The organism is Marinactinospora rubrisoli, assembly GCF_042664915.1.
GTDB lineage: Bacteria > Actinomycetota > Actinomycetes > Streptosporangiales > Streptosporangiaceae > Marinitenerispora > Marinitenerispora rubrisoli.
Window position 1 is genome coordinate 1 of the sequence record NZ_JBHTBH010000013.1, and the last position, 19,727, is coordinate 19,727.

Sequence of the window (19,727 nt, forward strand, 5' to 3'; positions counted from 1 at the left end):
GCCAGAGCACGATCCTGCTCACGCTGTTCGGCTTCATCGCCGGGTCGGTCCTGTACAGCTGGCAGTGGGAGCTGGTCGCCGACCTGCCGGCGCTCCCGCCGTTCGTGCTCGCCGACCACATCGGCTGATTCGGCCGAGTCGTGCCTGGTCAGGGCGGCCGGGGGCGGTTTCCGTGCGGTCGGGGAAGGGCACTAGTTACGGTGCTGGCCTTCCGGTGGATTCGGGGGAGTCATGCCCGGTGGTGGTGGATCGTCCCGTTCCTCGCCGTGGCGGCGGCGCCCACCGGAGCCGGCAGCGCCGTTGCGGCCGCGGTCCGGAAGGCAGCCGGGCCGCGGAATGACCCGGGGGCCGATCACCACCGGCCGCCGACATCGGCCGCCGCGCGGAGGAAGGAGAACCGGTGAGCATGATCCGGCGGACGGTGGAGCGCCCGCACCCCATCGGCGGTCTGGGGACGTCCGAAGCCGCCTGGCGGGCGTGGCCCGCGTTACGCGAGTTCCCGGCGCTGCATCTCACCGGCACCCAGAGCGCGGTCGTCATCGCACCGTACCCCGACGACGCGGTGTTCGGCTTCGGCGGCGGCATGGCGATCCTGGCGGACGCGGGGGCGCGGCTCCGGCTGGTGGCCATCAGCGAGGGCGAGGCCCGGGTGGGCCCGGGGCGGGCCGTCCCGCCCGCCGAGGAGACGCGGAACCGGCACGCGGCGACCCTGCAGGCGCTGGAGGTGCTGGGCGCCTCCGACGTCGAGACGGTCCGGCTGGAGCAGCGTGCGGGGCCGGGCGCCTACGGTGTCGACGAGCTCGCGGCGCGGCTCACCGAGGCCTGCGCCGACTTCCAGGTCTGCATCGCGCCCTGGGAGGGCGACCGGCATCCCGAGCACGAGACCGCCGGCGCGGCCGCCCGTCTGGCCGCCGAACGGACCGGCGCCGCCCTGCTGAGCTACCCGGTCTGGCTGTGGAACTGGGCCGTTCCGGAGGACCCGCGCGTGCCGTGGCGCGCCGCCCACCGCATCGTGCTGCCGGAGGAGGCGCGCGGGGCCAAGGCCGCCGCCGTCGCCTTCCTGCTGCACCGGCTGCACCCGCCGGTCCGGCACGTGCGCCGGGAGGTCGTGCTCACCTCCACCATGACGGCGCACTTCGCGCGGGAGTCCGAGCTGGTCTTCGTGTGAGCCTCCGGACCGGTTTTCGGTCACGTTGCTCAGCTCCTCAAGAAGGTCCATAACCCGACCGTGCGCCGGGATCGTGCGGTGTGCCGTCGTGCCGCGCCGTGACCGGCCGGCCGCGCACCCGCCGGTCGGGCGCGGGCGGGGGCACCATGCCGGGCTGTGCGGGGGCCTCCAGGGATTCTGTGGTGGTACGCGGCCTGGTGCGACGGTTGTTCGTTGTGTCAGTCTCAGCGGTGTGTGCGGCCATCGGCGTCCATCGTCCCTTTGTGGGCGATGCGGGACCCACGCCGTCCGGTCGCCATGCAAGCAGCCGTTGGTCCCCCCGCGCCCGGAGGCCCCCCATGCCGCAGTCCCCGTCCGAACCCTTCGAGCTCGACCCCCTCGCCCGCGACACCCAGGGCCAGGCCGCCCGGCTCCGCGAAGCCGGCCCCGTCGTGCGCGTGCGGCTGCCGGGCGGCGTGGACGCCTGGGCGGTGACCCGGCACGCCGAGGTGCAGGAGGTCCTCTCGGGACGGCGGTTCACCCGGAACTACCGGAACTGGCGCGCCTGGCAGGACGGGGAGATCCCGGACGACACCCCGATCCTGGGCATGATCCGGCTGGACAACATGCTGCAGTCCGACGGTGCCACGCACGGCCGGCTGCGCGGGCTGGTGTCGCGCGCGTTCACCCCGGCCCGGATCAACGAACTGCGCCCGTCCGTCGAGGAACTGGTCGGCGAGCTGCTGGACGACATGGACGCACCCGAGCGGGCCGGCCGCGCCGACCTGAGGGCGGCGCTGGCCACGCCGCTGCCCATGGCCGTCATCTGCCGGCTGTTCGGTGTCCCCGAGGCCGACCGGCCGGGCATCCAGCAGATGGTGACGAACGCCTTCAGCTCCCTCGTCACGCCCGAGGAGGCGCTGGCCAACCAGCGGCGGGCCGACGAGTACTTCACCGACCTCGTCCGCCGGCGGCGTGTCACGCCCGGCGACGACCTCACCACCGCGCTCATCCAGGCCCGCGACGAGGGCGGCCGGCTCTCCGACGAGGAGCTCAACGACACGCTCTGGCTGTTCATGGCCGCCGGGTTCGAGACCACGGTCGGCGTGCTCGCCAACGGCGTGCGGGCGCTGCTCACCCACCCGGACCAGCTCGATCTGCTGCGGTCCGGCGCGCGGCCGTGGAGCGCCGCGGTCGAGGAGGTGCTGCGCTGGGACAGCAGCGTGGCGACGCTCCCGTTCCGCTACCCGGTCGAGGACCTCGAACTGGGCGGCCGGCTGCTGCGGCGGGGCGACCCCGTGCTGGTCTCCTTCGCCTCGGCCAACCGGGACCCCGAGCAGCACGGGCCGGACGCGCACCTCTTCGACATCACACGGACGCAGGCCCGCAACGTCGTCTTCGGACACGGTCCGCACTTCTGCCTCGGGGCGCCGCTGGCCCGGCTGGAGTTGAACGTGGCGTTCCCGGCGCTCTTCGACCGGTTCCCCGACCTCGCGCTCGACCTGCCGCCCGGTGGGGAGGTGGTGCCCACGCCGTCGGTGTTCACCAACCTCCCCCTCACGCTTCCGGTGCGCTACACGCCGTCGTCCGGTGCGGCGGACGTCACGTCCGCGGGGCGCCCAGCTGATGGTGGACGATGAGGTCCACGTAGACGTCGCCGAGTGCGGTGAGCGTCAGGCCGCCGGCGGGTTCGTACCAGTTGAGGATTCCGTCGAGGGTTTCGAGCACCGCACCACCGGTGGGACCGGACGCGAAGATTCCGGCCTGCCGTCCCGCCGTGATGATCTCGCCGATATGTTCCCGATATCGACGCAAATGGCGGATCATTTCACGGTGGCGCTCTGGATAGACCACCCTGAGCGTCCGCAGCAGTGCCCGCCGGAGTTCTTCTTCTGTGCGGTGCTCCCAACTGAATTCGATATGTGTGCGAATGAGGGCGGAGAGTCGCCGGACCGCCGGTTCGTCCGGGCGGTCCGCGGCGATCTGCCGGGTGACCAACGTGCGGGTCGAGCGGTTGGTGACCGCGTACACCAGGTCCAGTTTGGTCGGGAAGAGGCGGCGCAGCAGGTCGGGTTCGACGGCGGCCTCCCGCGCGATCGCGGGCATGCCGACGTCACGTGCGTCGCGCCGGGCGAAGACCCGGACCGCGGCGTCCAGCACGCGTTCGGTGAGACGGATGTCCAGAGGGGAGAGGTCGGCCGTCATGATCATCTCTAGCCTGCACCGCGGTGAGCGGACCGGGGTGCGATCGAGGGGTTCGACATCGATGGGCGGCACGCCCGGCTCGTAAGGGTGTTCCCGATTCGGTGGCGAATCGGTTTCGAGGATAGCGCGAGTCTTGGCCCGATTCGGGGAAAAACACGGATGTCGGCCGCGGAATTTGGAAAATCTCTACTTTTGCAGAGTGGTACGAGAATAATGAAGTGAATTCAGTTCGCTCGCGTGGCCCGCGATCAGTGGCAGCGGAATACGGCCACGCAGCGATCCCGCCGGGGCGGCGCGCGGCGCGGCGGGCATGCCGGAATCCCCCGCGCCGACGGCGTGGGGGATGCGAGGATCGGTCAGCGGGTGAACTGCGGCTGGTTGCCCACGAGCTTGGCCAATTCGGCGGGCTGGTCGGTGATGATCGCGTCCACGCCCATGCCGATCAGGCGGGCCATCTCGGACAGGTCGTTGACCGTCCACGCCGAGACCGCGTAGCCGTGCCGGTGCACCTCTGCGACCAGTTCGCGGCTGAGCAGTGGCCAGTAGGAGTTGTAGTAGCGCGGCCGGAGCGCCTGCCAGACGTCGGCGGGCGGCAGCCCCTGCTGGTTCCAGGAGAGCGCGAGCTGGGCGCGCGGGCGGCGGCTCCGGATGGCGCGCAGCGCCTCGACCGACCCCGAGTACAGGACGCGGCCCAGCATGTCGTGCTCGGCGACGAGGTCGTCGGCCGCCAGGGCGGCGTCCACCGCGGTGACGTCCAGCATGAGCGGCGGGGCGGTGGGACGGCTGAACTCCGCCAGCACCTCCATGAGCGTGGGGATCCGGCGGTCCCGCCCGTCGCCGAGGGCCGCCAGCTCGGCGAGCGTGACCTCGGTCACCGGACGGTTCAGCCCCCAGAAGCGTTCGAGCGTGTCGTCGTGCAGCAGCACCACGTGGCCGTCGGCGGTCAGCTTGAGGTCGATCTCGATCATGTCGGCCCCGGCCGCGGCGCCGGCGCGCAGGGCCGGCAGCGTGTTCTCCCGGAACTGGATGGGGTCGCCGCGGTGGGCGATCGCCAGCGTCATGTGCTCTCCGGTGCGCGCTCTGGAATCGATGACGGTCATGCCGGGGGTTGCTGAGGTCAAGAGTGCCAAAAACCGAGCGCTGCCGCATCTGAGAGCGGCAAAAACCCCGAAATGGCCAGCCCGCCCTGGCGGTGGCGGAGCAGGAAGGTGACCCGCGTGCGATCCGGCTCACGCCCCGGGGGCGCGGCGCCGACTGTACCCACCTGGGAGACTTCTGGTAAGAGCGACGCACCGGCCCGCCGGGCCGGCCGCCGCGCGCACGACGAGTTGCCACCGAACGAAGGCGAGAGATGATTCCGGACCAGCGCCGTGAACACATCCTGAAGCTCCTGCAGGAACGGCATGTGCTGAGCATCAACGAACTCACGTCGATGCTGGCCGTCTCGCACATGACGGTGCGGCGCGACATCCAGGCGCTGGAGAACGAGGGCAAGGTGCTCTCGGTCACCGGCGGCGTCCGCCTGGCGGCCCGACTGAAGAGCGAGCCGTCCTACCTGGCGAAGGCCCAGCTGGAGGTCCCGGCCAAGCGCGCCATCGCGCGGGCCGCCGCCGACCTGGTCCGCGAGAACTTCACGGTCTTCATCGACGCCGGCACCACCACGCTGCAAATGGTGCCGTTGCTCACCGAGAAGGTCGGGCTGACCGTGGTCACCAACGACTTCAACGTGGTCGGGCACCTCATGGAGTACCCGAACATCGAGCTGATCCACACCGGCGGGCTGGTGTCGCACCCCGACCACTCCTCGGTGGGGCAGTTCGCGGCGGACTTCCTCAGCAAGGTCAATGTCGACATCGCGTTCGTGGCGAGCAGCTCCTGGGACCTGGAGCGCGGCTCGACGACGCCGTCGGAGCCCAAGGTCGTGACCAAGCAGCAACTGCTGCGCATGGCCTCCAAGAGCGTGCTGACAGTGGACAGCACCAAGTACGGCAAGTTCGGGACGTTCCGGGTGGCCCGCCTGGAGGAGTTCGACCTCATCATCACCGACGACCGGCTGCCCCGCTCCGCAGTGCGGGAGATGTCCGAGCGCGACGTGCGGCTGCAGCTCGTCACGCCCGAATAGCCCCGGGGCCGGCGCGCCCCCGACATGGGCCCGTGGCGGAAGCGTCCGCCGCGGGCCCGTCCAGGTCAGTCCTCGCCGGTGTCCGGCTCCCGGGCGCAGAACAGCTCCAGCTGGACGCCGTCGGGATCGGCGAAGCTCAGCACGGAGCCGGCCTCGCAGTGCACGATCGGCGCGTGGTCGACGTCGAGGTCGCTGAGGCGCTCCTCCCACGTCTCCAGCTCGCCGATGCCGCCCACCTCGAACGCCACGTGATCGACGCCGGCGTGCCGGTGGTCGAACCGCGCGTTGAAGTGATCCTTGTGCTCGACGATGCCGAGGACGACACCGCACGAGTGCCGGCACGTCGTGCGCAGCCAGCGCGCGTCGTCACGGGTCTCGTACTCCCGGAAGCCGAGAACCGAACGGTAGAAGTCGACGCTGACGTCGCGGTCGCGCACGGACAGCGTGATGTGGGCAAGGCCGGTCAGCTTCGGCACGGGAACCTCTCTTCGCCGCGGCTGCTGTCGAAGCCGGCGGGGAGGAAACAGCGTGAGCACGATCGCCCAGCTTACGCCGCTGTTTCCCATACGCAAGTGCTTGTTAAGAAATGTGGTGATCGGCGGGTGAACGGCCGCGGCGCCCCACGTCGTCCCCGGCCGGGATCGCGGGGCGTCACGGCTGGACAGCGGGACGATCCCGGCGCGCGGACCCGGCGGCCGGGGCGCTTGCGACGGCGAACGGCCCCCGCGAACGTGGGACCGGCGCTCCCCTGAGACCAACGCCACGCGTCCGTCCCATCCCATGACGAGAGGCAGCGCTCCGATGCCATCCCGCACCCTGCACGTCGCCACGGTCTTCCTCGGCACCGACGCGGCCGGCCGTGACACCGGCGGCAACCCTCTCGGCGTCTTTCTGGACGGCGCCGGCATCCCGGCCCCGACCCGGCAGGCCGTCGCGGCCGACCTCGGGTTCGCCGAGACGGTGTTCGTCACCGACCCGGCGGCCGGCCGGATCCGGGCGCGGGTGTTCGTCGTCGAGCACGGATCGGTGGTGGAGGACGAGGCCACGGGTTCGGCCTCGCTGCGCCTGGGAGCCCTGCTGGGCCGGCCGGTCACCATCCGCCAGGGCACGGGCTCCCGGATCGACGTCCGCCCGCGCCCGGACGGCCTCGCCGAGATCGGCGGGCGGTGCGCGCTGCTGGGGACCCGGGAGTACCGGATCGGGTGATCGGGGCCGCCCCGGCTCGGCCCCGGGTCAGCAGCCATCGGCGGCCGGCAGCGCGCGCAGTCGGCGGTGGGCGATCACCGCGGCGCCGACCGCGGTCAGCAACGCCGCGCCCGTGCTGACGGGGAGCAGGATGCGGGCCCGCTCGCAGCCCGTGCGGCGTCCTCGCTCGGCGGCCGGCGCCGACGGCCGGGGCGGGGCGGCGCAGCCGCCGAGGATGCCCGGGGCGTCAGGCGGCGGGACCGGTGGGCGCAGACAGCCGAGGTGGCCGGCCGTGGCACGGTCCCGCGGCTCCGGTGAGCAGCACGCGGTGACGGCGGCCGGCCGGCAGGGCGGGGGAACGAGCATGGCGGGCGCGGGGGTCCCGGCCGCGAGCGTGGCGGTCAGGGCGAGCGTTCCCGCGGCGAGTTCCGCCATCAGTACCGGCTTCATGCCGTTCCCCCTCCCGCCGCGCAACCCACCTCGTGCGCGTGCCGCTCGCACGCGGCACTGCAGAGAGTATCCACCTGCATTACGCTGGGTAATCTCCGATTGTTGGGTTTTTGCGGCTTCCCAGTGGACTCTTGGTGACTGGTCCGGATCGCCCGGTTATCCGTTTTGGTGGGGAAGTGCCGGTGGTGGGGTGGTACGTCGCATGGTGCGGCCGTAGACGAGCCGCCGCAGCAGCGCCTCGGCCGGGCCCGGCAGGCCGCGGCGGTCCAGCTCGGCGGCGCCGGCCACGGTGACCAGCCACACGCCGGTCGCGAACGCCGCCATGCCCGCGCTGTTCAGGTGCCCGCCAAGCCCCAGGCCCCACGCCGCCAGGACCGGAGCGAACAGCGCCGAGTGCGCCAGGTAGCACGACAGCGACCGCTGCCCCGCGGCCGCCACCGCGCGTACCACCGGCCCGCGCCGGCCGCGCACCGAAATCCACTGCGCCACCAGGGCGAACACCGCCACGTACCCCAGTCCGCCCGCCAGTCCGGTGGCCTCCTGCAGCAGCCGCAGCGCACCCTCCTCCGCGACGGCCGCGGCCGGGACCTCAAGCGCCCCGGCGTGCGCCAGCGCCGCGGGCAGCCCGCCCAGCCAGCCGGTCGCCACGCCCAGCAGCGCCGTCCGGCGCAGCAACGGCAGATACCGGTGCGGCTCCTCCAGCACGCCGTGCCGCGCAGCCAGGAAGCCGAGCAGCATCATCGAGTGGCCGCCGAACGACAGCAGCCCACCGAGGACCGTCACGAAGGACCACGTGCCCAGCCGAGTTCCGGCCGCGGCCGGCCAGTGCGGCTCACCGGAGGCGTAGACCACGGCGGTCGGCCCGGTTCCGGAGGGGTCCCCCAACTGCCCGAGGTTCCCGCCGGCGATCGCCCACACCGCCGGCGCCAGCATCGTCGCGACCACCACCCCGGAGGCCACGCACACCGCCACCACCAGCGTCCGGTCCCGGCGCCGCACGAACAGCGGCACCAGCAGCAGGCTGGCCAGCCCGTACGCGCCGACGATGTCCCCGGCCATCAGCAGCGCCGCGTGCGCGAACCCGAAGCCGACCAGCCACAGCCCGCGCCGCCGCAGCAGCGCCACCGCGTCGGCCGGTGCCGCCCCCGCCGCGATCTGGCGCTGGTACAGCCGCATCAGCCCGTAGCCGAACAGGAAGGCGAACAGCGGGTACGCCCGCAGGTCCAGCATGGTGATCATCACGAACCGGACGGCGGCGTCGAGGGCCGAGCCGCCCACCGGATGCCACCCCGACGGGCCGTACTCCGCCGCCCAGAGGTGGAAGACGGTGTTGGACAGGACGATGAGCAGCAGCATGCCGCCGCGCGCGAGGTCGGGGGCGAGCGCCCGCTCGTCGGAGCGGACACCGCCACGTGCGGGCCGGCGCCGCCGGCCGGCCGGGGAGGCGGCGGGGATCGGATCGGGGGACCGGGACATGCCACGACGTTAGGAACGGCCGGTGCCGCCGCGCATCGGGCATCGGGCCGGGGCCCGGAGACCAAGGTGCCGCATCGTGGTGCCCTCGTGGGCCGTCGGTACCGCGCGGCATGCGTTCGTCGCCCGGCCGGATCGCGCATTCCGCGCGAAATAGCGCCGAACCGGGAACGCCGCCGGTCTCCCGCGCGTCCAGACATGCACGGGATCGCACCCATCGGCGGGATGTGCGTATTTCGCGTGACCGCCCGGTAACGACTAGGTTCGGTGGCGGATAGGACGCGCTCCGTGGCGGTCGGACCGCGCGGAGGCGGAGTGACCCGACCGCGCTCATCGCGCGAACACACGCCGGACCGGGGCACAGGGAGGAAGACGGGATGTCGCGCACGCGGCCCGACCTGTTCGACGCCTGGCGAGGTCTGGCCGGATCGGGCGCCGAGTCCCTGGCCGTCGGGGCCGAGCTGATCGCCCGCTGGGCCGAACCGCACCGCCGGTACCACACCCTGGACCACCTGCGGGCGACGCTCACGGCCGTCGACGAGATCGCCGAGGCGGCCGCCGACATCGCCACCGTGCGCTACGCGGTCTGGTTCCACGACGCCGTCTACCAGGGCGAGCCGGGGGCCGACGAGGAGCGCAGCGCGCAGCTAGCCGAACTCCTGCTGCCCCGCTGCGGCCTCACCCGCGCCCGGTCCGACGAGGTCGCCCGCCTGGTCCGCGTCACCGCCCGGCACGCCCCGGAACCCGGCGACACCGACGCCGAGGTGCTCTGCGACGCCGACCTCGCCGTGCTGGCCGGAGCCCCGCACGAGTACGAGACCTACCGGATGGCCGTCCGGGAGGAGTACGGCCACATCGCCGAGAGCGACTTCCGTGCCGCCCGCGCCCGCCTGCTGCGCGGCCTGCTGGACGCGCCCGCCCTGTACCGGACCCCATGGGCGCAGGAGCGCTGGGAGACGGCCGCCCGGGCCAACGTCGAGGCCGAGCTGGCACTGCTGGAGGCGGACGCTCCACATCTGGCTGCGCAGTAGGCGGCGGCCCTTCCCGTAGTGAGACAAGCCGGAGGTCGCTCGGCCGTCCATGCTGAAAGGGCCACGGCGTGGCTTCTGATCCGCTACGTTCCGTGTCCAGGAGGTGACGTGGCATGAGCATCGCCGCGATCGAGAGCGATTCCGCCGGGGGAGCCCTTGCTGCGCGCCTGGGAAGAGCTCGATGTCCGCCCTGGATGGCGGGCCGAGATCATCGGAGAGGGGATCACTCTGCAGGCCCCGCCGAAGGACGGGCACAACGAGATCATCGAGATCATCCTGCGCCGGCTGTACACGGTGCTCCTTCGAGAGGGCAGTCCTGCGGCCGGGACAGGTGTCCATCAGAACGCGGATATCCGCGTTCCCTTGTTGGGCGAGCTCTACGTACCTGATCTGGTCGTGCTTCCGCGCCCGTTCTCCAAGTGGGGCAAGAAGCACTTGGCGGAGGATGCGCTCCTCGTCGTCGAGGTCACATCGAAGTGGAACGCCGCGACCGACCGGAAGACCAAGCGCCGGGGATACGCCCACGGTCCGGTCCCGCTGTACCTGCTCGTCGACCGGTGGGACGAGGAGGGCCCGGTGAACACCCTGTTCTCGGAGCCGGAGAACGGCGGCTACCGGCATATCCATCACACCCCGTTCGGTGCCCCCATCAAGCTGCCGGCACCGTTCGACTTCGCCCTGGACACCTCGGACTTCCCCACCGACGAGTGAGCCCCGCACCCACCGCCCGCCCTCAGCGCGCCCAGCGGTAGCGGTGCTCCGGGCGGCCGGTCGAGCCATAGCGCATCCGCAGCTCGGCGCGGCCGTCGGCGCACAGGTACTCCAGGTAGCGGCGGGCCGTCACCCGGGCGACGCCGGTGCGTTCGGCGACCTCGGCGGCCGACAGGTCGGAGTCGGCGGCGCGCAGGGTCGCCGCGATGAGTTCGGAGGTGGCCGAGGTGAGCCCCTTGGGCAGGGTCTGGGTAGGCGCGGGACGCAGCAGGCCGAACAGCCGGTCCACGTCGCCCTGGGTGGCCTCCCCGATCCGGGTGAGCCGCTGGTGCGCGGCGGCGTAGCGCTCCAGCTGGTCGCGCAGCGCGGACAGCGGGAACGGCTTGAGCAGGTAGTGCACGGCGCCGCCGTGCAGCGCGGCGCGGACCTGCTCGATGTCGCGCACCGCGGTGATCACCAGCACGTCCACCGGATGCCCGGTCGAGGCCGGCGTGCGCAACGTGCGCAGCACCGTCATCCCCGACTCGTCCGGCAGGTACAGGTCGAGCAGCACCAGGTCGGGCCGGTGCTCCTCCACCGCGCCGAGCGCGGCCGAGGCGCTGTGCACCACGTCCACCACCGTGAACCCGGGCAGACCCTCCACGACCTCGCGGTGGTTGTGCGCCACCCGCGCGTCGTCGTCCACGACCAGGACCCGGATCACCGGGCACCCGCCGGCACACCGGTCACCGGCAGGTAGGCGGTGAACCCCGAGAAGGCCGGGGTCTCCACGTCCTCCCCGCCGTCGGCGGCCCCCGCCGGGCTGTCCACCGTCACGGTGCCGCCGCGGCTCTCGCAGGTCTGGCGCACCAGCGCCAGGCCGAGCCCGCGCGGGCCGCCCGAGCGCGCCACCTTCGTGGTGAATCCCAACGTGAAGACCTCCTCCGTCAGCGCCGGATCGACCCCCGGCCCGGAGTCGATCACCCGGATCTCGATCAGGTCGTGCGGCAGTCCGCCCTCGGCTCGGCCGTGCCGGCACACCAGCAGCTCCACCCAGCCGTCCGGGTCGGAGCCCGCCACCGAGTCCAGTGCGTTGTCGACCAGGTTCCCCAGCACCAGCAGCACGTCCTGGCGCACGTCGCCGGGCAGCCGGGCGTCGATACCGGTCGTGGGGGCCAGCCGCAGCTCGGCGCCCCGCTCGGCGGCCTGCGCCGACTTCGCCAGCACCAGGGCGGCCACCGCGGGATCGGCGATCCGCGTCGCGACGTCGGCGCTGGTGCGGGTGTGCGCGGCGGACAGCTCCTCAAGGAAGGCGCGGGCGTCGGTGTAGGCACCCAGCTCCAGCATGCCGGCCACGGTGTGGATGCGGTTGGCGTACTCGTGGCTCTGCGCGCGCAGCCCGCGGGTGAGGGTGCGGGCGCCGTCCAGTTCGCCGGTCAGCCGCTCCAGCTCGGTGCGGTCCCGGAGCGTCACCACGGCGCCGGCGTCCTGGTCGTGGATGCGCACCGGCATCCGGTTGCACACCAGCACGCGGGCGCCGACCAGGACGATCCGGTCGGCGTCGGGATCCATCCCCGAGAGCACGTCGTGCAGCCGCGCGTCGAGCCGCAGCTCGTCCAGGTGCCGGCCCTCGCAGTCGGCGGGCAGCTCCAGCATCTCCCGGGCGGGGCGGTTCACGAGGATGACCCGCCCGGCGGAGTCGAGCGCCAGCACGCCCTCGCGGATCCCGTAGAGCAGGGCTTCCCGGCCCTCCAGCAGCGCGGTGATCTCCGCCGGTTCCAGGCCGTGCGTCTTGGCGCGCAGCCGCCGGGAGAGCAGGTAGGCGCCGCCCGCGCCGAGCAGCAGCGCGCCGACGACCGTCCCGACGATCAGCGGCAGCGCGGTGGCCGCGGCGGTCTCGATGTCGGAGGCCAGGATGCCCACGGACACGTAGCCGACCACGGCGCCGGCCGCGTCGCGGACCGGCACCTTCGCCCGCACGCTGCGCCCCTCGGTGCCGTTCTCGAACCCGGTCCACTCCTCGCCGTAGACCACCCGGCCCGGCGGCGTGGACACCACATCGCCGATGAGCGCGGTGTTGGGATGTGAGTAGCGGACACCGGACCGGTCGGCCACCACGATGAACTGCGCGCCGGTGGCCTCGGTCGCCGCCGCGGCGCGTGGCGCGATGACCGAGGCGGGGTCCGCCAGCTCGAAGGCCGAGCGGATCTCCGGCTGCACCGCGACGGAGCGCGCGATGGCGAGCACCCGTTCGGTGTACTGCCGGTCGACCTCGCGGTCGTTGTGCATCACCCACAGGCCGCCGGTGACGCCGAGCGCCACGGTGAGCAGCAGGACGTGCGCGATGAACAGCGACTGGGTCAGCGTGGGGCGGCGGGCCCGGCGCGCGGTCATCGGCCCTCCTTCGTGGACACTCCCGTCGGTCGGCAACGGTCCGCGGGCGGGACGTGCGAAGTGCGAGGGTGACACCTCCCGCACCGTCCGGGGCGCGGCCGGCCTCCCGCTCCGCGGCCGCCCGGTGACGGTCGTACGCCGGCGCCGCCAGGCGGACGTCGCTGGACACGGACCCGGGCGGGTCCGTGTCCCCGCGTGATGTTACCTCCCACCCGGAGGGCGCCCGGCCCCCGGACCGGCGCAGACGTCATCCCGCCGGTGCGGCTCCGGCGCGGCGCGCGCTCCGCGCGTTCACCACGGCCAGCACGGCGGACACCGCGGCCATGACCGCGGCGATCAGGTGCAGCCCACCGTCGGTGACCTCGTGGGCGAAGACCAGACCGACGACGACCGAGGCGAGGATCGACCCGACGTAGCGGGAGGTCTGGAACAGGCCGGACGCCACTCCGATCTGGTCACCAGGAGCGGCACGGTACATCGACGACTGCAACCCCAGGTTGTTGAACGCGTTCGGCAGACCGAGCAGGACCGTCAGCGAGAGCAGCAGCGCCGGCCCGCTGTCCGTCCGGGCGAACAGCAGCCCCAGCGATCCGGCCAGCAGCGCCAGGCTGCCGACCGTGAGCACCGTCCCCTCGCCGTGCCGGCGCAGCAGCCGGGTGACCAGGGGCATGGCGAGCACCCCGACCCCGGCGATCGGGAGCACCAGCAGACCGGCCAGCCCCGCGCTGTCGCCGCGTGCCTCCTGCAGCCACTGCGGCAGGCCGACGAAGCTGAGGTAGAACACGACGTTCACCGCGGCGTTCTGCGCGAACACCGCGAGCAGCGGCCGGTTCGCCGCCAGCATCCGCAGGTCGACAAAAGGCTGGACCGTGCGCAGTTCCCGCCACACGAGGGCCGCGCCGCCCGCCACGGCGAGCGGCAGCAGCAGCCATTCCGGCTCTGCGGCCACCGAGAGCAGGAACCCGACCAGTCCGCCCAGGGCGAGCACGAAGGCGGCGATCCCCGGCAGGTCGAGCCGTGCCAGTGCGCCGGGGCCGCCCGCCGCGGCGACCGGCGGTACCCGGGGCAGCAGCACCAGCGCCAGCACGATTCCGGCCAGCGTGATCGGGACGTTGACCAGCCAGATCGCCGGCCAGCCCCACGTCTGCACCAGGAACCCGCCCACGACCGGCCCGAACGCGGCGCTCGCCGAGTTGGCGGCGGCGACCATGGCCAGCGCCGACTGCGGCGGACCTCCCGGCAGCGCGGCGCGGAACACCGCCATGGCCGAGGGGAACGCCACCGAGGTGCCGACCGCCAGCAGCACCCGGGCCGCGATCAGCACCCCCATGTTCGGCGCGAGCGGGGCGAGCGCGCAGGTCACGCAGACCAGGGCCAGGCCGGACACGAAGATGCGGCGCGGTCCGAACCGGTCGGCCAGCCGCCCCATCAGCGGCAGGCAGACCGTGGCGGCGAGGTAGAAGCCTGAAATGAGCCACGAGGCGGTGGCGAGGCCGGTGCCGTAGTGGTGCGCGATCGGGACGAGGGCGAGCGCGATCATGGAGGAGTTCAACGCGTTCAGCAGCGTGCCCAGCATGACACCGGCCACCAGCCGCCGTGGTCGCACCCGGTCCGTGACGCCGCCCCCTCCCGCCGCGGTGCCGGCCGCACGCGGCTCCGCGGCCCACTATGCCACCCGGGCCGGGCGAGGTCGCGGACCGCCCACGGGGCCGCCGCGCCCGGCCGCGGGTCACGGCGCCGGCGGTCGGCCGACCGCGCGCCAGGGCACCGGACTGGACAGCACCATCGTGCTGGACGGCTGCCCGTGATCGGAGAGCTCGTCGATCACCTCCTCGAACCGGGCCATCGACTCCACCGCGATGAGCAGCACGCAGCAGGCGTCGCCGGTGACCCGGTCCACCCGCAGAATCCCGGGCCGGCGCAGGGCCGCCTCGTCGCGCAACAGGCACAGCGGCCCGTAGCACGACATACGGACCAGGGCGGTCACCGCCAGCCCGGCCGCGGCCGGATCAACGTGCGCGTGGTAGCCGGTGATGACGCCGCTCTGTTCCAGCCGGCGGACGCGTTCGGCCACCGCTGGGGCGGACAGCCGCACCCGGCGGGACAGTTCGTTGAAGGACAGCCGGCCGTCGGCCTGTAGCTCGGCCAGGAGCTGCCAGTCCAGTTTGTCGAGCATGGTTGCCGATCATAAGGGAGAACGGAGAATCGCCTCGCGATCGCCAAGTGAAATCCGGGAATCGGAGTGCGACGCCCATTCTGGTCATGCCGGGATCCGGCCATCCTGGGGAGGCGCCGCGGACGCTCCCGCCCGTGCGCATCGCCCCCCGCCCCCCAGAACGATGGAGAGTGAACGACGATGGGCACCGCATCGGCCTCGTCCCGGAAGGCGGACCCTCGCACCCCGGCCGACGTCCGCGCCGAACGCGCGGCCCGCAACGAGGGCCGCCCCACGCTCGCCTTCGACGGCGTGACCCCCTACGTGGCCTACACCGGCGTCGACGTGCTGCTCGACCTGCAGCACCCGCGCACCCGCGAGCCCGCCGAACTGTCCTTCATCGTCACGACACAGGTCATGGAGCTGCTGTTCGTCCTCATCCGCCAGCACTGGACCGCCGCCCGGGCCGCGCTGGAGGAGGACGACGTCCCCGCCGCGATCGCCGCGCTGCGCCGGAGCACGGCGGCGCAGGACGTCCTGGTCCAGAGCTGGGACCTGCTCGCGACGCTGACACCGGTGGAGTTCAACCGGTTCCGCGACGCCCTCGGCGAGTCGTCCGGTTTCCAGTCCTACACCTACCGCCACCTGGAGTTCCTGCTCGGCAACCGGTCACCGGCGCTGGCCCGCCCGCACCGCCGCATGCCCGAGGTGTACGCGGAGCTGCGGCGCGCGCTGGGCGAACCGAGCCTGTACGACGCGGCGCTGCGGCTGCTGGCCCGGCGCGGACTGCCGATCCCCGCGGACCGGGTGGAGCGCGACTGGTCGGCCCCCTACGAGCCCGACGAGCGGGTGGAGGACGCCTGGGCCGAGGTGTACGCCGACGACCGGCCCGGCAACGAGCTGTTCCTGCTGGCCGAGACGCTCCTGGACACGGCCGAGCGCGTGACACGATGGCGGGAGCGGCACCTCGCCGCCGTACGGCGGTCCATGGGAGCCAAGCCCGGCACCGGCGGGTCGCAGGGGCTCGCCTGGCTGGCGCAGAGCGTCCGCCGCGACGTGTTCCCCGAACTGTGGACCCTGCGCACCCGGCTGTGAACCTCCGGCGGCGCACCGCGCACCGGCCCCCTCCGGGCGCCCCGTGACCGGCACGGACGCCCGGCAGCAGCGACGACGGGAGAAAACCATGCCCAGCCGCCCCCGCACTTCCTCCGTCCCCACACCCACCACCCGTGAGGCGTGCGCCGAACTCGACGCCGCCGACCCGCTCGCCGCCTTCCGCGACGAGTTCGTGCTCCCCGAAGGGGTCATCTACCTCGACGGCAACTCCCTCGGCGCGCTGCCCAAAGCCACCCCCGGACGGGTCGCCGACCTGGTCGAACGCGAATGGGGACAGGGCCTGATCCGCAGCTGGAACGACGCCGGCTGGTGGGACAAGCCCCGGACCCTGGGCGCCGCCCTCGCACCGCTGGTCGGGGCGGCGCCGCACGAGGTGGTGGTCGGCGACGGCACGTCGGCCAACCTGTTCAAGACCCTCGTCGCCGCGCTGCGCCTCAACCCGGGCCGCCGGGTCGTTCTGGGAGAGCCCGGCAACTTCCCGACCGACCTGTACGTGACCCAGGGCGTCGCCGGCCTGGTCGACGGGGTCGAGCACCGTCTGGCCGACCCCGACGACCCCGAACGGATCGCGGCGGCTCTCGCGGCGGGCGACGTCGCCGTCGTGCTGCTCAGCCACGTCGACTACCGCACCGGCGCGCTCCGGGACATGGCCGGGATCACCGCGGCCGCGCACGCCCATGGCGCGCTGGCCGTCTGGGACCTGTGCCACAGCGTCGGCGCGGTCCCGATCGACCTGACCGGCTGCCAGGTGGACTTCGCCGTCGGCTGCACGTACAAGTACCTGAACGGCGGGCCGGGCGGTCCGGCGTTCACCTACGTCGCCGAGCGGCACCACGCGGACGCCCGGCAGCCGATCACCGGCTGGCACGGGCACGCCCGCCCATTCGACTTCACCGGTGAGTACGTTCCGGCGGCCGGCGCGAGCCGGTTCCTCAGCGGATCACAGCCGCTGGTGGCGGCCGCCGCGCTGGAGGCGAGCCTGGAGATGTGGAGCCGGGTGGACCTGCGGCAGGTGCGGGCCAAGAGCCTGGTGCTCACCGACCTGTTCCGTTCGATGGCCGAGGCGGCGGGGCTTGCGGCGCTGACCCCGCGCGCCGCGGAACGGCGCGGAAGCCAAGTGGCGCTGCGCCACCCCGACGGGTACGCCATCGTGCGCGCGCTGATCGAGCGCGGCGTGATCGGCGACTTCCGCGCCCCCGACGTACTGCGGTTCGGGTTCGCGCCGCTGTACCTGCGCCATGTGGACGTGTTCGACGCCGCGACCGCGCTGGCCGAAGTGGTGGAGTCGGGGGAGTGGCGGCAGCCGCGGTTCGCCGAGCGGGCGACCGCCTCCGGGCCGGTCACCTGAGCCCGGTTCCGCCCGACCGGGAGCGGTGCGCCGCGACGTTGAACCGGTTGGCGCAGGTGAGGGTGCAGAAGCGGCGGCGGCCGTTGCGCGAGGTGTCCACGAAGACCTCGCCGCATCCCGGGCGCGCGCACCGTCCGAGCCGCTGCCCGCCCGCGCCGCAGATGGCCACGGCCAGCCCGCCGGCGGTGGCGGCGCGCACCCGCTCGACCGGGTCGCAGGTGTCGCTGATGTAGTGCAGATGCGGTGCGTGGCCGTCGTGCATGCTGACCCGGATGCCGGTGGCGGCGCTGTCCAGCAGGCCGTTGACGAGATCGATCTGGCGCTGCCGGTCGGTCTCGCCGAAGACCGGGTCGAGCCGGGCGGCCCAGCCGAGCAGCCGGTGCACCTGGTCGGTGTCGACCAGGAGGTACTGCATCTCGGCGCGGCGCAGGATCGCGTTCAGGCGGTCCAGGCTCCGGTCGTGGACGTTGACGAGGTCGGCTGCCAGGAACGCTCCCGTGCCGCCGTAAGTATTGAACTGCACAAGGCCATTACAGCAGGCTTGCGGTATGAGCAGCGAGCAGTGCACGTCGTGCCACCGGTCCGTGGCCATCGCCGGCGTCGAGTCGTCGCACGTCACCTCCGAGGGGCTGGTCCGCTACCTCCGGTGCCCCTGCGGCCGGCGGTGGGTCGACGTGGCGCGATTCCTCACCATCGTCGGCGTCGGCGGCGCGCACTGGGGAGACGCCGACCCGGGCGAGTGACGGCGGGCGGCGCGGACCGCTCCGCAGCGGCTCGGTCGGTTCTGCCCGCTCCGCAGCCGGTCGGACGGTTCTCCCCGCTCCGCAGCGGCTCGGTCGGTTCTGCCCGCTCCGCAGCCGCTCGGGCTGGACCTCCCGCCGTCCCTCAGGCGGGCGGAAACGCGGTGCCGCGGCGCGGGAATTTCCGGTGGAATGGCACGCCCGGCTGTGGCTGATGTGTTCTGTGGTGTTCGGCCGCACGTTCGGTGAACCCGTCGACACGCATGCTGACCTGCGCGTTCTGTGAAGTGGACCTCGATGTGGCGTGTTCGTGACCGCTCGATGGGATCTTTTTGGCGGGGCGGTTGACAGCGCTTTGCCCTTGTGTGGCAGGGGAATTCGCGGTTATCCGGAGAACGGCGGACCGCTTCGCCGGGATCTTTTACCTTTTGCGCTTGACCACTTTGCTTTTCTGTGGGTTAGAGTCCTCGTGACCGGTTCGAAACCGGGCATTTGCTCAGGTCAGAGCCGGTGTCGAGCCCCGGGTGCGCGAGGCGCCCCGGGATGAGAGACCCCCAATAGAGCGCGGCCCGTTGTGCCCCCGCCGGAGACACGAACCCGTGTCCCGGGGTCTGCCGATCCACCATCGGTGGTCGCGTTTCGCCCCTGGTGACTCCGTTCGACAGCGGTGATCCCGGACCACGGCGTGCCGAACCCTGCCCCTTTTGTTCGGTATGTCGCGTCTCTGCTCGACCCTCCGTTGCCGACAGATCTCACTCTCATGAACCCAATCACTGCCCCCGCCACCGACGAAGTCCTGCTGCAAGGCGAGACCAAGGCGTCCTACTTCTGGGACGACGGGTCCGGCATCAACGGCGACACCGGCGCCCCCGCGTCGGGAGAGCCCATGCAGGAGGGACTGTTCGCCAGCCCGAGCTGGCCGCTGGGAACCAAGGGATACATCGAGTACGAGGGCCAGACCCGCGAGTTCTTCATTGGCGACCGCGGCCCCGGTGATCCGTCCTCCAACTGCAACGTGATGCTCGACCTGGACGGCAAGACGTTCGCCGACCTGGTCGGCGGAACCTGGAACGAGTCCGGGCTGTACGTCGAGGGGACCGACCTCGGTCACATCAACGTCACCTACCACATCACCGAATGGGGCGACGGCCCCGGCACGCCGGGCGCACCGCACCCCATGAACGACCCGTCGCAGAAGTGCGAGTCCTTCGTTCCGGAGAGCTCCGACGCCGGAGAGGACGAGGCCGCCACGTCGACGGACGAGGAGCAGCAGGCCACCGACGCCACCGACCCGGAGGCCGAGGCGGACCAGCAGGCCATCGAGGAGCAGCAGGACGGGCTCCAGGAGATGGCCGCCCAGCAGCAGGTGACGGCCAAGGACCAGGGCAACCCCGCCCAGGAGTCCCCGCTGCTCAGCAGCACGACGGCCAGCACCAACGCCCCGCAGATGGCCACCGTCGCCCAGGAGCTGCCGATGGCCTCGGGCGCGCTGCCCATCCTGATGCTGCTGCCGGTGCTCCTCGCGATCGCGATCGTCACCAAGCGCAAGGCGATCGGCCTGGCCATGGCCCGCTACGGACAGCAGTACCGCCCGGCGCACGCCCGGGAGCTGTTCAGCAAGGAGAACCTGCGCCGTATCAACCCGTTCGCGCGGGACTGATCGCGGGACTC

General features: G+C 72.6%; 20 protein-coding genes. 10 read left to right on the forward strand and 10 right to left on the reverse strand.

What is annotated here, in order from left to right; genetic code table 11:
- Positions 1 to 406: 406 nt before the first annotated feature.
- Together ACFQRF_RS22965 and ACFQRF_RS22970 are read left to right on the forward strand one after the other, a co-directional pair.
- Complete coding sequence (locus tag ACFQRF_RS22965) at positions 407 to 1,168, forward strand: PIG-L deacetylase family protein (protein WP_379873399.1); 762 nt, start codon at positions 407 to 409, stop codon at positions 1,166 to 1,168.
- Positions 1,169 to 1,506: 338 nt separating this feature from the next.
- Positions 1,507 to 2,787 (forward strand): cytochrome P450 family protein, encoded by a 1,281-nt coding sequence (locus tag ACFQRF_RS22970; RefSeq protein ID WP_379873244.1) that lies wholly within the window; start codon positions 1,507 to 1,509, stop codon positions 2,785 to 2,787.
- Here ACFQRF_RS22970 and ACFQRF_RS22975 read toward each other — a convergent pair.
- Positions 2,750 to 3,358: a TetR/AcrR family transcriptional regulator gene (locus ACFQRF_RS22975; protein ID WP_379873245.1), complete on the reverse strand. Its 609-nt coding sequence runs from the start codon at positions 3,356 to 3,358 to the stop codon at positions 2,750 to 2,752. The two genes, ACFQRF_RS22970 and ACFQRF_RS22975, sit on opposite strands and share 38 nt — an antisense overlap.
- A gap of 350 nt (positions 3,359 to 3,708) precedes the next feature.
- The gene (locus ACFQRF_RS22980) at positions 3,709 to 4,452 is read right to left on the reverse strand and encodes a glycerophosphodiester phosphodiesterase (RefSeq protein WP_379873246.1); all 744 of its coding nucleotides are present in this window, start codon (positions 4,450 to 4,452) and stop codon (positions 3,709 to 3,711) included.
- A 251-nt stretch (positions 4,453 to 4,703) separates the two neighbouring features.
- On the opposite strand from ACFQRF_RS22980, the gene ACFQRF_RS22985 reads away from it, so the two are divergent.
- Entirely contained in the window at positions 4,704 to 5,474 is a 771-nt protein-coding gene (locus tag ACFQRF_RS22985) for a DeoR/GlpR family DNA-binding transcription regulator (protein WP_379873247.1), read from the forward strand.
- Positions 5,475 to 5,539: 65 nt separating this feature from the next.
- Here the strand turns inward: ACFQRF_RS22985 and ACFQRF_RS22990 are convergent, their stop codons facing one another.
- Positions 5,540 to 5,950: a VOC family protein gene (locus ACFQRF_RS22990; protein WP_379873248.1), complete on the reverse strand. Its 411-nt coding sequence runs from the start codon at positions 5,948 to 5,950 to the stop codon at positions 5,540 to 5,542.
- A 325-nt stretch (positions 5,951 to 6,275) separates the two neighbouring features.
- On the opposite strand from ACFQRF_RS22990, the gene ACFQRF_RS22995 reads away from it, so the two are divergent.
- A complete protein-coding gene (locus ACFQRF_RS22995) occupies positions 6,276 to 6,680 on the forward strand; it encodes a hypothetical protein (protein WP_379873249.1) in 405 nt (134 codons plus the stop codon).
- A 27-nt stretch (positions 6,681 to 6,707) separates the two neighbouring features.
- On the opposite strand, the gene ACFQRF_RS23000 is transcribed toward ACFQRF_RS22995, so the two are convergent.
- Together ACFQRF_RS23000 and ACFQRF_RS23005 are read right to left on the reverse strand one after the other, a co-directional pair.
- Positions 6,708 to 7,109, reverse strand: a complete 402-nt coding sequence (locus ACFQRF_RS23000; protein WP_379873250.1) for a hypothetical protein — start codon at positions 7,107 to 7,109, stop codon at positions 6,708 to 6,710.
- Positions 7,110 to 7,265: 156 nt separating this feature from the next.
- Positions 7,266 to 8,585: a DUF418 domain-containing protein gene (locus ACFQRF_RS23005; RefSeq protein ID WP_379873251.1), complete on the reverse strand. Its 1,320-nt coding sequence runs from the start codon at positions 8,583 to 8,585 to the stop codon at positions 7,266 to 7,268.
- 374 nt (positions 8,586 to 8,959) lie between these two features.
- Here ACFQRF_RS23005 and ACFQRF_RS23010 point away from each other — a divergent pair, with 374 nt between their 5' ends.
- On the forward strand, positions 8,960 to 9,613 hold the full coding sequence (locus tag ACFQRF_RS23010; RefSeq protein WP_379873252.1) for an HD domain-containing protein: 654 nt from the start codon (positions 8,960 to 8,962) through the stop codon (positions 9,611 to 9,613).
- A 156-nt stretch (positions 9,614 to 9,769) separates the two neighbouring features.
- Positions 9,770 to 10,324: a Uma2 family endonuclease gene (locus ACFQRF_RS23015; protein WP_379873253.1), complete on the forward strand. Its 555-nt coding sequence runs from the start codon at positions 9,770 to 9,772 to the stop codon at positions 10,322 to 10,324.
- Between the two features lie 22 nt (positions 10,325 to 10,346).
- On the opposite strand, the gene ACFQRF_RS23020 is transcribed toward ACFQRF_RS23015, so the two are convergent.
- The 4 genes from ACFQRF_RS23020 to ACFQRF_RS23035 form a co-directional block, all read right to left on the reverse strand.
- Positions 10,347 to 11,027 (reverse strand): response regulator, encoded by a 681-nt coding sequence (locus ACFQRF_RS23020; RefSeq protein ID WP_379873254.1) that lies wholly within the window; start codon positions 11,025 to 11,027, stop codon positions 10,347 to 10,349.
- On the reverse strand, positions 11,024 to 12,697 hold the full coding sequence (locus tag ACFQRF_RS23025; protein WP_379873255.1) for a sensor histidine kinase: 1,674 nt from the start codon (positions 12,695 to 12,697) through the stop codon (positions 11,024 to 11,026). The genes ACFQRF_RS23020 and ACFQRF_RS23025 overlap by 4 nt, the downstream gene beginning before the upstream one ends.
- A 247-nt stretch (positions 12,698 to 12,944) precedes the next feature.
- On the reverse strand, positions 12,945 to 14,303 hold the full coding sequence (locus ACFQRF_RS23030) for an MFS transporter (protein ID WP_379873256.1): 1,359 nt from the start codon (positions 14,301 to 14,303) through the stop codon (positions 12,945 to 12,947).
- Positions 14,304 to 14,426: 123 nt separating this feature from the next.
- The gene (locus tag ACFQRF_RS23035) at positions 14,427 to 14,873 is read right to left on the reverse strand and encodes an Lrp/AsnC family transcriptional regulator (protein WP_379873257.1); all 447 of its coding nucleotides are present in this window, start codon (positions 14,871 to 14,873) and stop codon (positions 14,427 to 14,429) included.
- Between the two features lie 180 nt (positions 14,874 to 15,053).
- Here ACFQRF_RS23035 and ACFQRF_RS23040 point away from each other — a divergent pair, with 180 nt between their 5' ends.
- The gene (locus ACFQRF_RS23040; protein WP_379873258.1) at positions 15,054 to 15,947 is read left to right on the forward strand and encodes a tryptophan 2,3-dioxygenase; all 894 of its coding nucleotides are present in this window, start codon (positions 15,054 to 15,056) and stop codon (positions 15,945 to 15,947) included.
- 88 nt (positions 15,948 to 16,035) lie between these two features.
- Positions 16,036 to 17,316 (forward strand): kynureninase, encoded by a 1,281-nt coding sequence (gene kynU, locus ACFQRF_RS23045; RefSeq protein ID WP_379873259.1) that lies wholly within the window; start codon positions 16,036 to 16,038, stop codon positions 17,314 to 17,316.
- Here kynU and ACFQRF_RS23050 read toward each other — a convergent pair.
- Positions 17,309 to 17,839 carry a CGNR zinc finger domain-containing protein gene (locus tag ACFQRF_RS23050; protein WP_379873260.1) on the reverse strand — a complete coding sequence of 177 codons (531 nt, stop codon included), beginning with the start codon at positions 17,837 to 17,839 and terminating at the stop codon, positions 17,309 to 17,311. The genes kynU and ACFQRF_RS23050 overlap by 8 nt on opposite strands.
- A gap of 25 nt (positions 17,840 to 17,864) precedes the next feature.
- On the opposite strand from ACFQRF_RS23050, the gene ACFQRF_RS23055 reads away from it, so the two are divergent.
- Together ACFQRF_RS23055 and ACFQRF_RS23060 are read left to right on the forward strand one after the other, a co-directional pair.
- Entirely contained in the window at positions 17,865 to 18,059 is a 195-nt protein-coding gene (locus tag ACFQRF_RS23055) for a hypothetical protein (RefSeq protein WP_379873261.1), read from the forward strand.
- A gap of 757 nt (positions 18,060 to 18,816) precedes the next feature.
- Complete coding sequence (locus tag ACFQRF_RS23060) at positions 18,817 to 19,716, forward strand: hypothetical protein (protein WP_379873262.1); 900 nt, start codon at positions 18,817 to 18,819, stop codon at positions 19,714 to 19,716.
- Positions 19,717 to 19,727 lie beyond the last annotated feature (11 nt).

What these genes read in the sequence shown, in the direction of transcription:
- ACFQRF_RS23010 (WP_379873252.1), top strand. Translation starts at nt 8,960, where the DNA reads ATGTCGCGCACGCGGCCCGACCTGTTCGACGCCTGGCGAGGTCTGGCC.
- ACFQRF_RS22965 (WP_379873399.1), top strand. Translation starts at nt 407, where the DNA reads ATGATCCGGCGGACGGTGGAGCGCCCGCACCCCATCGGCGGTCTGGGG.
- kynU (WP_379873259.1), top strand. Translation starts at nt 16,036, where the DNA reads ATGCCCAGCCGCCCCCGCACTTCCTCCGTCCCCACACCCACCACCCGT.
- ACFQRF_RS23005 (WP_379873251.1), bottom strand. Translation starts at nt 8,585, where the DNA reads ATGTCCCGGTCCCCCGATCCGATCCCCGCCGCCTCCCCGGCCGGCCGG.
- ACFQRF_RS23035 (WP_379873257.1), bottom strand. Translation starts at nt 14,873, where the DNA reads ATGCTCGACAAACTGGACTGGCAGCTCCTGGCCGAGCTACAGGCCGAC.
- ACFQRF_RS23040 (WP_379873258.1), top strand. Translation starts at nt 15,054, where the DNA reads ATGGGCACCGCATCGGCCTCGTCCCGGAAGGCGGACCCTCGCACCCCG.
- ACFQRF_RS22970 (WP_379873244.1), top strand. Translation starts at nt 1,507, where the DNA reads ATGCCGCAGTCCCCGTCCGAACCCTTCGAGCTCGACCCCCTCGCCCGC.
- ACFQRF_RS23025 (WP_379873255.1), bottom strand. Translation starts at nt 12,697, where the DNA reads ATGACCGCGCGCCGGGCCCGCCGCCCCACGCTGACCCAGTCGCTGTTC.
- ACFQRF_RS23060 (WP_379873262.1), top strand. Translation starts at nt 18,817, where the DNA reads ATGAACCCAATCACTGCCCCCGCCACCGACGAAGTCCTGCTGCAAGGC.
- ACFQRF_RS23000 (WP_379873250.1), bottom strand. Translation starts at nt 7,109, where the DNA reads ATGAAGCCGGTACTGATGGCGGAACTCGCCGCGGGAACGCTCGCCCTG.
- ACFQRF_RS22985 (WP_379873247.1), top strand. Translation starts at nt 4,704, where the DNA reads ATGATTCCGGACCAGCGCCGTGAACACATCCTGAAGCTCCTGCAGGAA.
- ACFQRF_RS22980 (WP_379873246.1), bottom strand. Translation starts at nt 4,452, where the DNA reads ATGACCGTCATCGATTCCAGAGCGCGCACCGGAGAGCACATGACGCTG.
- ACFQRF_RS22975 (WP_379873245.1), bottom strand. Translation starts at nt 3,358, where the DNA reads ATGATCATGACGGCCGACCTCTCCCCTCTGGACATCCGTCTCACCGAA.
- ACFQRF_RS23055 (WP_379873261.1), top strand. Translation starts at nt 17,865, where the DNA reads ATGAGCAGCGAGCAGTGCACGTCGTGCCACCGGTCCGTGGCCATCGCC.
- ACFQRF_RS22995 (WP_379873249.1), top strand. Translation starts at nt 6,276, where the DNA reads ATGCCATCCCGCACCCTGCACGTCGCCACGGTCTTCCTCGGCACCGAC.